Raw genomic sequence first — 12,281 nt, 5'->3', positions numbered from 1 at the left:
TTGGGAGTTAACGTTTAGCCCAGATGTTAACGCCCATTTCTTTAGCATGTTGGTCGATTGCAGTAAGTTCATCCGCTTCAAAGTCTAGTTGGTTTGTCGCCGCTAGACTTTCCTCTAATTGCTTCACGCTGCTCGCACCAATCAACGCGGTTGTGACGCGTTGGTCACGTAGTACCCATGCGATTGCCATTTGAGCCAAGCTTTGTCCACGTTGTAGTGCGATATCATTTAACGCACGGACATGGCCGAGACTCTTTTCGTTTAAGAACTCTTTTCTAAAACTGCCGGCATTGAGTGCGCGTGAGTCTTTAGGTACGCCATTTAGGTACTTATTAGTCAGTAAGCCCTGTGCTAATGGTGAGAAAGCGATGCAACCGATGCCTTCATCTTCCAGCACGTCTAACAAACCATCTTCAACCCAACGGTTAAACATGGAGTAAGACGGTTGGTGGATCAAACACGGTGTGCCTAGTTCTTTCAGAATGCGTGCCGCTTCTTTCGTTTGCTCTGGCGGGTAAGATGAAATACCCACGTATAACGCTTTTCCAGAACGTACTGCATAGTCGAGCGCACCCATGGTTTCTTCTAGTGGCGTATCTGGGTCAAAGCGATGCGAGTAGAAAATATCAACGTATTCCAGTCCCATGCGCTTTAGACTTTGGTCAAGACTCGCCAGTAAATACTTACGAGAACCCATTTGCCCATAAGGGCCATTCCACATTTTATAGCCTGCTTTACTAGAGATGATGAGTTCATCACGGTAAGGCAAGAAGTCTTGCTTGAGTAAGCGGCCAAAGTTTTCTTCTGATGAGCCAGCTGGGGGGCCGTAGTTGTTTGCAAGATCAAAATGAGTGACACCAAGGTCGAAGGCACGGCGCAGCATTGCACGTTGGTTTTCTAGTGAGTCAGAGCCACCAAAGTTGTGCCATAGGCCGAGTGAGATAGGAGGAAGCTGTAAACCACTTTTGCCTGTACGTCGATATTCAGCGCTATCATATCGGTTGTCGGCTGCTAAATAGGGCATCGATTTTTCCTTTTGTAAGATGATTGGAGAACACGATTAGTTAACCTTTTTCAGCTTAAAACCTTACCGATTGGACTGCAACCATAAATCGTATTCGATGATATGATACCGAAAACACGGTAGCGAGGAGGCTATCTGGATAAGCCATTCAACCTAATACAAAAACTGAGACACCTTAATGACTTTGCAACAACAAGTAATCGAAGCACTCGTTCCTGCGCCAACATTACTCACCGAAAATATTATTTCTTGGCAACCGCTTGATGGTTTCGATTTTACTTATTACGTAAAGTTTTTTCCTGAAGATATTGCGTGTAATGTAACGGTAGGTGGGAAGCATGACACCGCTTTGGTGAAGGCTTTTCTGGATGAAACCACTGCGGAATCCTTGTTATTGGTGACTAAAGAGAATCCTTTTGTACTCACTTATTCTCCTGCGTTAAAACACACGCCTTTTGACAATCGATTGATACTTCATCCCTCGGTCGAAGATAGCGAGCTCTCAGACGCAACGTCGTTCATGAATAGTAAAACATACTCCACCGCTGCTGTTTATCAAAATGAATTTCTAGAAGACGATAATATTGAAGAAACACACTCACGCTGTGAAAATGTAAATACTGCTCTGTGGGGTCGAGAGCCGTCGCCAGCCATAAGTGCAAGGTTCACGCTTGGCACTGTGTTAAAGAGTCAATATAAGCAACCACTTGGGGTTTACAGCTATAAGAAAATTCAAAGACATCTTTGGAATATAAAAAAATCTGGTGGCTTTATGGACGTACAAAACTTTGAGAGAAAAGAAGTCCATATTGAAATAGAAAATGATATTTGTGAAATTACCGCAGATGATGACACTTGGGTGCAAAGCATGGATACCTTCGATCTATGGTTTAAAACGTTTCTCCTTGAGGGGCTTAATAAAAGCATGGATGTCCTTTGAATGTAGTAGAAGCAATAGTGTTTACGCTAAATAGGGCGTGATATGGATAGACTAAAACAGCTAACACGATCTCAAATAAGCCTGACTTTAGTTATCTCTGGAGTAGTGTTTAGCGCCTTGGTTTTATGGCAAACCGCTTATTGGACCAAGCAGGTTGCGATTGATGACATTCGTGATCGCAGTAAAAATAATCTGACGTTGGTTGTCTCAAATATCAGCTCTGAACTAAAGCGTTACCGCTCGCAACCTGAACTTATTTCTGCCGATGAAAAGCTTATTCCTGCGTTGCTAGGAACGGCTAATACTCAAGAAATCCAAGCATTAAACGCTGACCTTAAACGCATTAACGATGTGATTGATGCCAGTGATATTTACATTATGGATGCAACGGGTAACACCATTGCCGCCAGTAATTACCAAAAGGAAAAGACCTTTATAGGCAAGAACTTTGAGTTCCGGCCTTATTTCAATTTAGCTATGCAGGGGCAGCGTAGCAACTACTTTGCCTATGGTATTACGTCAAATAAACGCGGTTATTTCTTTTCATACCCAGTCAGGCACCTAGGTAAAATTATTGGTGTCGTGGCGGTCAAAATAACCGTTGAGAGGCTTGAGGAAAAGTGGCGAGAGTCACACGATGAGATATTAGTGATTGATGACTACGGTATCGTGTTTCTTGCGTCAGACACGAGCTGGCATTATCGCTATCTCAGGTCGCTCTCTGATGATGACACACAAGCGCTGGCGGATAGCTTTCAGTATGGTGAAAAGACCTTAAAACCAATGCCCATCGTCAATCAAACCCGTGATGTAAATGACAGTGTGCTTTCCTTATCATTAGAGCGAGGGGAAATCGTTTCCGATGCCAGAGACTACCTTGTTGAGCAGGTAGATATGGTCGACGAGGGTTGGAAAGTACTGTTGTTGGTTAAAGATGAAGAAGTTGGCAAGCGCGTTAAATTAGCCATGATGGTAGCCGCTTTGGTGTTAGCGAGTCTGTTTTTAGCCGTTATCAATATCGTGCAGCGCAGACGTCGCTCAGCGGAGCGTATGGCCATGAAGGATGCGCACAGTCTTGAGCTAGAGCAAAAAGTTAAAAATAGAACCAAAGAACTGACTCAAACCAACGAGCTGTTAGAGGCTGAGGTGGTTGAGCGTAAACAGGCCGAGTCTGCGTTACGTGACACTCAAGCGGGTTTGGTACAAGCGACTAAGTTAGCCGCCTTGGGTAAAATGTCAGCCGGTGTGAGTCATGAATTAAATCAGCCATTAGCCGCCATTCGTTCTTATTCTGATAACGCCAAAGCCTTTATTGAGCGCGGTAATGTGGAAACCGCCAGTGATAATTTGCAGTTGATCAGCGAGCTAGTTGATCGCATGGATCGCATTATCAAAAACCTACGAACCTATGCCCGCGATGAGTCTATTTCAATGCGTCCAGTGGTGGTTGCAGAAGTGCTTAATGACACTTTAATCTTGATGAAAGAACGCATTCAAACCGAGTCTATCGACATTATCAATAACATGACTGAGCCGTCACCCGTGGTGGTTGCAGGCGATGTGCGTTTGCAGCAAGTGTTTGTAAACCTTTTCTCCAATGCGTTTGACTCGATGCGTAGCAGTGACGTCAGGCAGTTACAGATAAGTACGCACGAACAAGGTGACACTGTTCACATAAGTATTTCAGATACCGGTACGGGTGTGCCTCAAGCATTGCGTGAACATGTATTTGATCCTTTTTATTCCACCAAATCGGTGGGCGAAGGGATGGGATTAGGTTTGTCGATTACTTATGGCATTGTTGATCAGTTTGGTGGCAAGATTCTTATTGGTGACAGTCCATTAGGTGGGGCGCTGTTTACCATTATTTTAAAGAAATCAACGTAGGGCGAGGTTATGCAAGAGGCACAGTTTCAGCAGTCTATTATTTTAGTGGATGATGAAAAACATCTTAGGCATGCCTGCACCCAAGCTCTGGAGTTAGCAGGGTTAACCGTACAAAGTTTTGCTTCTGCGGAAGGTGTGTTGGATGCGTTAGGTCAAGACTGGGCAGGCATCGTTGTCACGGACATTCGTATGCCAGGCATGGATGGTCTTGAGTTAATGTCTGAGATATTGGCGCTTGATGCCGAGCTACCCGTGATACTCATTAGTGGTCATGGTGATGTGCCAATGGCGGTGCAAGCGATGCGCGATGGGGCTTACGATTTTATCGAAAAGCCATTCCCATCTGACATGTTAGTGGACGCAGTTAAGCGTGCTATGGAAAAGCGTCATCTGGTACTAGAAAATCGTCGCCTGCGTCAAAAGCTTGTCGGTGCCAATAACTTAGACAAAAAGTTGATCGGTACTAACCCGCAAATAGTGTCCTTAAGAAAACAGATTTTAAACTTAGCCGATATCGATATTGATATCCTAATCAATGGAGAAACAGGTGTCGGTAAAGACCTCGTCGCACGCTGTTTACACCAGTTTAGTATGCGAGCGAATAAGCGTTTTGTCGCGATTAACTGCGGTAGTTTGCCAGCCAATATTATCGAAAGTGAATTGTTTGGTCATGAGGCGGGTGCGTTTGTCGGAGCGACTGAGCAGCGCATTGGTAAGTTTGAACATGCCAATGGCGGCACCTTGTTTCTCGATGAAATAGAAAGCATGCCGCTAGAGTTACAAATTAAGTTATTACGCGTGTTGCAGGACCGCGTAGTGGTTCGTTTAGGCTCTAATGATGAAGTGCCTATTGATGTCGTGGTATTGGCCGCGAGTAAAGTAGACTTGCTAGAAGAGTGCAAAGCAGGGCGCTTCCGTGAAGACTTATATTATCGATTGAATGTATTGAGTTTGCAGGTGCCGCCACTGCGCGAGAGACCGGATGATATTGCTTTATTATTTCAGCACTTTGTTAACCAAGCGTCTGTCTTACATAAGCGTGATGCGCCCGAGGTGTCCTCTGATGTGATCGCGTCACTCGTTGCGCATGACTGGCCGGGTAATGTGCGTGAGTTGCAAAATGTCGCATCGCGTTATGCGCTCGGTGTGCCTACAACATTACTCCAACCACAGCACGAAATCATGCCTGAGCATGGCACCTTGGCTGAGAAGGTCAATGCCTTTGAAAAACAGGTGATTGAATATTGTATTCGTGAGCAGCAAGGGAGTTTGAAAGCGACTTATGAGGTGCTAGGCGTATCTCGAAAGACGCTGTACGACAAAATCCAAAAGCATGATATCGATTCAACAAAGCTCGCAAACAAGTAAGTTTTAAGCACTGTGTAACAATCTATACACGAGGCTGTAGCCGTTTGTGTAGGTTTCTATACGGAAGCTTGAGCGGTTAAAACAGAGTTTATGAACTAAGTTTATATTTTTCAGTAGTTTAAGTGGTTAAATCTAAGCGCGGTTTATAGTTCTATTTATAGTTTCCCCCAGTTGTTAACATGTTCATAAGGTTGCACTTAGTAATCTTGTTACTAAGAAAATGTTCAAAAAGGAGAGGAATCAATGCGTAAATTAATGTTATCTGTAATGGTTAGTGGCGTTTTAATGGCAGGTGCAACATCTGCTTATGCGGCTGATGCATGCCAAGACGGCGAAGTTAAAGTTAAATTTAGCCACGTAACAAATACTGACAAGCACCCTAAGGGTATCGCAGCTTCATTACTTCAAAAGCGTGTCAATGAAGAAATGAACGGTAAGATGTGTATCGAAGTATTCCCAAACACAACGCTATATAACGATGATCAAGTTCTAGAAGCAATGCTTCAGGGCGACGTTCAATTAGCGGCACCAAGCCTTTCTAAGTTTGAAAAATTCACTAAGAAATACCGTATCTTTGACCTTCCTTTCATGTTCAACAACGTTGAAGCGGTTAACGCATTTCAACAGTCTGAAGCGGGTCAAAAGTTAAAAGATGGCATGCAGCGTCGTGGCCTTCAAGGTCTAGCGTTCTGGCATAATGGTATGAAGCAGATGTCTGCTAACAAGCCTCTGATGGTTCCTACTGACGCTAAAGGTTTGAAGTTCCGTGTTCAATCTTCTGACGTGTTGAAAGCACAGATGGCGGCAATCGGTGCAAGCCCACAAGCAATGTCTTTCTCTGAAGTATACGGTGCACTACAAACTGGTGTTGTTGATGGGCAGGCAAACACATGGTCTAACATCTTTGGTAAGAAATTCTTTGAAGTACAGGACGGAACAACTGAAACAAACCACGGTATCTTGGACTACATGTTGGTGACATCAACAGAGTTCCTTGACTCTTTAAAGCCTGACGTTCGTGAGCAGTTCTTGAAGATTATCGCTGAAGTGACTGAAGCGCGTAATGCAGAGTCTTTCAATGTAAACCAAGCAGCTAAAGCATCGGTCATCGCTGCTGGTGGTGTTGTTCGTACATTGAACGAAGCACAGCGTGCGGAGTGGGTGGCTGCAATGAAGCCAGTATGGACTCAGTTTGAAGGTGATGTTGGTAAAGAAAACATCGATGCTGCACAAAAAATCAATGGCGTAATGGATCAGATTGCGGGTCTTGAGTCACAGATTCAAGCACTACGTAGCTCATTGAAGTAAGTATTAAGACCCTCTGATAAGGCACTGTTTTGTGTTTTATCAGCTTGCTTAATATTAGTCTAAATTCAGCTCTGGCGGCCTATGTTGTCAGAGCTGTGTTTTTTAGAAATACCTGAAAAGAGAGGGAGCTATGAGTTCAACTACTCAGGCAACACCTAAAGGTTTTATCGGTCGCTGGGTAAACTCATTTGAAGAAAATGGGATTGCTGTGATTCTCGGCCTGATGACACTTATCACATTCGTTAACGTTGTGCTTCGCTATGGATTTGATGGCGGCCTCATTTGGGGCTTAGAAGCGACAGCGATTCTATTTGCATGGTTGGTGCTTTTTGGCATGAGCTATTGCGTAAAAGTCACCGCCCACTTAGGAGTTGATGCATTAATTACTTATTTTCCGCCAAAGGTACGCCGCACTATTGCCTTGTTAGTGGGCGCTATTTGTATTGCCTATGCCTTGTTACTGATGAAGGGTGCATGGGATTACTGGGCAAACTTCGCTAACTTACCGGGAACAGAAGGGCGTTGGTTTCCTGAAGGTTTTCAGGAAAAGTTTTTAGCGAAGGCGTGGTATGAAGTTGAAGATATTCCGTTTCCTGAGTTCTTACGCTTCCTTGAAGTCAGTATGAATGAAGGTGAAGCGTATGAAAAACTGCCACGTTTTATCCCGTATACAATTTTACCGTTTGGTGTTGCACTATTTTTGTTCCGTTTGGTTCAAGCAACCGTTCGTGTTTACAAAGGCACGGCAGACGGTTTTATTGCCAGTCACGAAGTTGAAGACGAGCTTGATGAGTTAGCGCGCGAAAGGGGTGAGAAATAATGGAAGTTGCAATTCTATTTGGCTTAATTATCGGGCTGTTGTTATTGGGTGTGCCTATTGCGGTAGCACTGGGTTTCAGTTCAATCATATTCTTATTGGTACTGTCTGATACGTCACTAGCATCTGTTGCTCAGACGCTATACCAAGCGATGGCCGCACATTATACGTTATTGGCTATTCCGTTCTTTATCTTAGCCTCCAGTTTCATGTCTACCGGTGGCGTAGCGAAGCGAATCATTCGTTTCTCGATTGCGTGTGTAGGTCACTTTCACGGTGGTCTAGCGATTGCGGGTGTATTTGCTTGTATGCTTTTTGCCGCACTTTCTGGCTCTTCACCAGCGACGGTTGTTGCTATTGGTGGAATCGTTATTGCCGGTATGCGTCAAGCGGGTTACACCAAAGAATTTGCCGCAGGTGTTATTTGTAATGCGGGTACGCTAGGTATTTTGATCCCACCTTCAATCGTTATGGTTGTTTACGCGTCATCGGTTGATGTGTCAGTGGGACGTATGTTCTTGGCGGGTGTGATTCCTGGATTGCTTGCAGGTTTCATGTTGATGCTGGCGATTTATATCATTGCACGTATTCGTAATATGCCTAAAGGTAAGTGGGCGGGTTGGCCTGAAATCTTTAGCGCAGGTACAGAAGCTGGTTGGGGTTTATTCCTCATCGTTATTATTCTGGGTGGTATCTATGGTGGAATCTTTACACCAACAGAAGCCGCTGCGGTTGCTGCGATTTACGCATTCCTAATTTCGAACCTTATCTATCGAGATATGGGGCCTCTAGCGAATAAAGAGTTAGCACCAACGAAATCATTTAAGGAGCTATTACTACGAATAGTTAGATATGTTGTTGAGGGTATTGTTTATCTGATTCCTTCGATGCTGCATAAAGACACGCGCAAGACATTGTTTGAAGCGGGTAAGTTGACCGTGACGCTGATGTTTATCATTGCCAATGCGTTGATCTTGAAGCACGTACTAACGGATGAGCAGATTCCTCAGCAGATTACAGCAGCAATGTTGGCTGCGGGTCTTGGACCGATTATGTTCCTAGTCGTGGTGAATGTGATTTTGCTGATTGGTGGACAGTTCATGGAGCCGTCTGGCTTGTTGGTTATCGTTGCACCACTTGTGTTCCCGATAGCGATGGAGCTAGGTATTGATCCGATTCACCTTGGTATTATCATGGTGGTGAATATGGAAATAGGGATGATCACGCCGCCGGTTGGACTCAATCTGTTTGTGACCAGTGGAGTCGCGGGTATGCCGATGATGGCCGTTGTTCGTGCAGCGCTTCCGTTCTTGGTGATCTTGTTTGTCTTCCTGATTATGGTGACTTACATTCCTTGGTTGTCGACGTTCTTGCCAAACCACTTCATGGGGCCGGAGTTGGTGCTTAAGTAAGTTCTTTTGCGGTCGGAACCGTATTAGCGTCACGCCGTTCACGAGTTTTGCTCGAAGGACTTTGTGATGTTAATACGGTTTTTTGGCTTTGGGGATTACTTAGTTGGTTTCGGGTGAGACAGGCATATTGAGAGGTCATACGTCACTATCCAATACATCTGGCTTATTGAGCGATTTTTTCTCTTCAGATTTAAGACGACGCGCTACTTTTTTGACATCCTCGGCGGGTGGTAAGTTTTCAGGATGGATACCACGCTCGATTAATGTGTTACGAACCGCCTTGTTGTTAGTAATGTGCTCATTGGAAATTGCTGATTCCGTTCCCATCCCGTGGGATTTAGCGTTAAAAATGGTTATTTCCGTCGCGAAGTCTTTGGCTTTAAGAATAATCGTCGGTGCAAAGTCAGCTAGCGGGCGGTTGTCAGGAACCTTCCATTGAGTCTTCATTGATTGGGTCGGCTTGCCAAATAGTGCGGTATCGCCTTTGCTGCGGATTAACGCAAAGTTTTTATTATCACCTGTTTGCTCATAGATAACTTGGGAAAGCTCCTTTTCTGTTTCAGCTAGTTTTTTGCGAGCTGAAACACGTTCCATTGCTAACAGTCGTTGCTCAATCAGCTCAGCTTTACGAGTTTGCATGGCAAAGTAAGTCTGGGCAAAAGCTATCTCCTGCTTACGCGGATCACCATTTTGTGCGACCAGGTAACAGGCATAACGTGTGAGCATGATGTCATCAACTTCACGTGTGCTACCCGAACCAAGTTCGACCATTTTGTTGACGTCAACAAAATGGTCTGTGATGGCGTGACCAGATACCTCACAAGCAGTTTTTGCCTTACTAATAGCTAAGGTGAAATTACGCCATTCGGCATAACCCAACAAGTGTTGGAGGTCACGAGCCAGCCAAAATTCCACCTCATTTTCAGTGGTTTGTGCATGCACCTCAAACGTTGAGGTTAGTTCATATAACTGCTCTTTCTTCATAATCGGACCGTGGTTTTAATGTTGTAATCAAATTGATGATATAACATAATTGTTTAGCTTGTATTATATAATATAGAAAAGCATAATGTTGTACATGAAACAGTCAACTACCAACACTTCATCTGAAAAAATCAGCAGCTCCAGTTTAGCGCAACGAGAGCGTCTAGCTTATATCGAGTTTCGCTTATTTTTTCTCGGAGATATACGCAGACAAGACCTTATGGAGCGCTTCAGTATTGCGCCAGCCGCAGCAACCCGTGACTTCACGCTGTACCGTGAACAGTGTCCTGACAATATTGATTTTGAAGGCAGCCGTAAAACCTACGTATTAGGTAAAGCATTCAAGCCCATATTTGAACACAACATTGAACGCGTATTGCTGATGTTATCGCGTGGCTTTGGGGATGGTATCGGTCAGGTGCAAGATGCTTTGTTATCGTGTGAACTTCCTCCGATGTTGAATCGCCCTTCGGCGGATATTCTGGCTCCAGTGACTCGGGCGATACATCAGCATAAAGCCGTGAAGATGCGCTACTTCTCACATTCTAGCGGACTATCAAAACGAGAAGTTGTGCCATTTGCTTTAGCCAATGACGGTCTGCGCTGGCATGTGCGTGCTTTTGACCGTAAGTCTGGGGAGTTTCGGGACTTTGTGTTTACGCGTATGGAATCTACGCAGTTATTGACAGACAGCTTGCTGGCTAAGAACGAATTACTGGAACAAGATCACCAATGGAATCGCGTTGTGGAGCTGGATATTGTTGCGCATCCTGATCGGCCTCACCCAGAGATTATTGAGCGGGATTATGGGATGGTGAATGGGATATTGCATTTGAAAATGCGGGCGACAATGGCAGGGTATGTGTTGCGGCAGTGGCAGGTGGATTGTTCAAGTGACCACCGTATTGAGGATCTTGGGTGTCGATTGTGGTTGCGGGATGTGTTGGCGCTTTATGGGGTTAATAGTGCGGTATTGGCTTTGGGGTATCAGAGAGATGTCGAAACTTGATGAGTAGTAAATAAAATAACTTAAAAATTAGATTTGATGAAGCATTATATTTTAATTGGTGGTACCTCATGTTCAGACTTACAAAATTAGTATTCATTGACTCCTACTCTACGGGGAAAAGAGCCATTGTGAACCTGCAAGGGAATACTAACCTCAATGGTGATAATGGCTTTGGAAAAACAACAATGCTGCGTGTATTACCGCTATTCTTTGGAGCCGCACCAGGGCAGCTTGTCAGGCAAAGTGGTACAAATAAATCATTTGTAGATTATTACCTGCCGAGATCTACAAGTTACATCATTTTTGAATACGAGCGTGAGTCTGAGAAAAATCTTGTTGTCATCTTTCGTGGGGATAACGCACTGCGCTTTTGCTTCATGAAACAACCATACGATGATAAATTTTTCTTTAGTGAAACCCATGAGAAATCAAATGTAATTGCCGCTTCTGATTGGTTCAGGACAATGAAGTTAGATGGCTATGATCCCTCTCAAAGGTTTGGGGTCGCGGATTATAAAAGTATTATACAGAGTGGTCTTAACTTTACAGAGACTAGTGACCGTAAGCGCAAAGCTATTATTAATGAACACAGAGTACTCTACTCATTTTGTCGTAGAGGAACGAGCATTCAGAATATTGATTTGATTACGACAGCGATTCTTGAACGTGAGCCGAGTATTGATGCTATTAAAGAGATATTGTCGAATATATTGACGCAAAACAGTATGGCCGGTTTCGAGGAAATACCAAAACTTACGATCAAGTCATCAAAACTAACAGAGTGGATTAACGATCGAGACTCATATCAGGCTATGAGTCAATGTGAGCCTGATATTGCAGAGCTTGTTCGACTCAAGTATCAGTATGATGACTGTATAAGCAGACAGAGAACCTTAAGATCTCAAGCCAAAATGACGTTCAATAGTTTGGAAAAAGAGTTTGATGTTGCTATGTAGTGGCACACTAAATTTGGCCACCTGATTAGAGGTGATAAACTCACTTTAACTAAGCAGGTGTAAATATGACAAAACGAACCAGACCAACCTACTCACCCGAGTTCCGCCTTGAAGTTGCTCAAGAGGTCGTCGATAAAGGGCGCAATGTTAAGGACGTCTCAGAGAGTTTAGGATTAGGAAAATCGACGGTCGATAAATGGGCAAGACAGCTTAAACAAGCGCGTAACGGTCAGCTTTCTAGCGCTGCACCACTGACCTCTGATCAACTTAAAATTCGTGAGCTTGAACGTAAAATCAAACGGTTGGAAGGCGATAACGACATCCTAAAAAAGGCTTCAGCTCTCTTGATGCAGGACTCAATCAAAGGTTTGCGCTGATCCGTCAGCAGCAAGAGAGCCACAGTGTCAGCCGTTTATGTCGAGTATTGGCGGTCAACCGAAGTAGTTACCGTTACTGGTGCAAACCATCTAAAACTGTTTCACCACAACGCCTTAAACTGATCGCGGAGCTCAAGCGCTGGTTTGGCCTAAGTGGAGGGTCAGCAGGTCAGCGAAGCTTAGTTACACTGCTTGTTAG

The 12,281-nt window shown here is 44.3% G+C and carries 11 protein-coding genes; 9 read left to right on the top strand and 2 right to left on the bottom strand.

Going from position 1 to position 12,281, the window contains the following annotated elements:
* Window positions 1–7: 7 nt before the first annotated feature.
* A complete protein-coding gene (gene mgrA, locus DKT75_RS00270; RefSeq protein WP_109821434.1) occupies window positions 8–1,024 on the bottom strand; it encodes an L-glyceraldehyde 3-phosphate reductase in 1,017 nt (338 codons plus the stop codon).
* Window positions 1,025–1,202: 178 nt separating this feature from the next.
* Between mgrA and DKT75_RS00265 the strand changes: the two genes are divergently transcribed.
* The 6 genes from DKT75_RS00265 to DKT75_RS00240 all read left to right on the top strand — a co-directional run bounded on the left by DKT75_RS00265 (window position 1,203) and on the right by DKT75_RS00240 (window position 8,756).
* Window positions 1,203–1,964 carry a hypothetical protein gene (locus DKT75_RS00265; RefSeq protein WP_109821433.1) on the top strand — a complete coding sequence of 254 codons (762 nt, stop codon included), beginning with the start codon at window positions 1,203–1,205 and terminating at the stop codon, window positions 1,962–1,964.
* Between the two features lie 42 nt (window positions 1,965–2,006).
* Window positions 2,007–3,851, top strand: a complete 1,845-nt coding sequence (locus tag DKT75_RS00260) for a sensor histidine kinase (protein WP_109821432.1) — start codon at window positions 2,007–2,009, stop codon at window positions 3,849–3,851.
* A gap of 9 nt (window positions 3,852–3,860) precedes the next feature.
* Entirely contained in the window at window positions 3,861–5,219 is a 1,359-nt protein-coding gene (locus DKT75_RS00255) for a sigma-54-dependent transcriptional regulator (protein WP_109821431.1), read from the top strand.
* A 243-nt stretch (window positions 5,220–5,462) separates the two neighbouring features.
* On the top strand, window positions 5,463–6,527 hold the full coding sequence (locus DKT75_RS00250; RefSeq protein ID WP_109821430.1) for a DctP family TRAP transporter solute-binding subunit: 1,065 nt from the start codon (window positions 5,463–5,465) through the stop codon (window positions 6,525–6,527).
* Between the two features lie 130 nt (window positions 6,528–6,657).
* Window positions 6,658–7,347: a TRAP transporter small permease gene (locus DKT75_RS00245; RefSeq protein ID WP_109821429.1), complete on the top strand. Its 690-nt coding sequence runs from the start codon at window positions 6,658–6,660 to the stop codon at window positions 7,345–7,347.
* The gene (locus DKT75_RS00240; protein WP_109821428.1) at window positions 7,347–8,756 is read left to right on the top strand and encodes a TRAP transporter large permease; all 1,410 of its coding nucleotides are present in this window, start codon (window positions 7,347–7,349) and stop codon (window positions 8,754–8,756) included. The genes DKT75_RS00245 and DKT75_RS00240 overlap by 1 nt, the downstream gene beginning before the upstream one ends.
* A 135-nt stretch (window positions 8,757–8,891) precedes the next feature.
* On the opposite strand, the gene dinD is transcribed toward DKT75_RS00240, so the two are convergent.
* Window positions 8,892–9,740: a DNA damage-inducible protein D gene (dinD, locus tag DKT75_RS00235; protein ID WP_109821427.1), complete on the bottom strand. Its 849-nt coding sequence runs from the start codon at window positions 9,738–9,740 to the stop codon at window positions 8,892–8,894.
* A 94-nt stretch (window positions 9,741–9,834) separates the two neighbouring features.
* On the opposite strand from dinD, the gene DKT75_RS00230 reads away from it, so the two are divergent.
* From DKT75_RS00230 to DKT75_RS00220, 3 genes are all read left to right on the top strand, one after another.
* Window positions 9,835–10,749, top strand: a complete 915-nt coding sequence (locus DKT75_RS00230) for a helix-turn-helix transcriptional regulator (RefSeq protein ID WP_109821552.1) — start codon at window positions 9,835–9,837, stop codon at window positions 10,747–10,749.
* Between the two features lie 68 nt (window positions 10,750–10,817).
* Complete coding sequence (locus DKT75_RS00225; protein WP_109821426.1) at window positions 10,818–11,705, top strand: ATP-binding protein; 888 nt, start codon at window positions 10,818–10,820, stop codon at window positions 11,703–11,705.
* Window positions 11,706–11,770: 65 nt separating this feature from the next.
* Window positions 11,771–12,082, top strand: coding sequence for a transposase (locus DKT75_RS00220; protein WP_109821425.1), 312 nt, complete (start codon window positions 11,771–11,773; stop codon window positions 12,080–12,082).
* Window positions 12,083–12,281: the final 199 nt, after the last annotated feature.

This window comes from Leucothrix arctica (genome assembly GCF_003172895.1).
Taxonomy (GTDB): Bacteria; Pseudomonadota; Gammaproteobacteria; order Thiotrichales; family Thiotrichaceae; genus Leucothrix; species Leucothrix arctica.
Note: the sequence above shows the minus strand (reverse complement) of the source record. Positions and strands in the feature narration are given on the sequence as shown.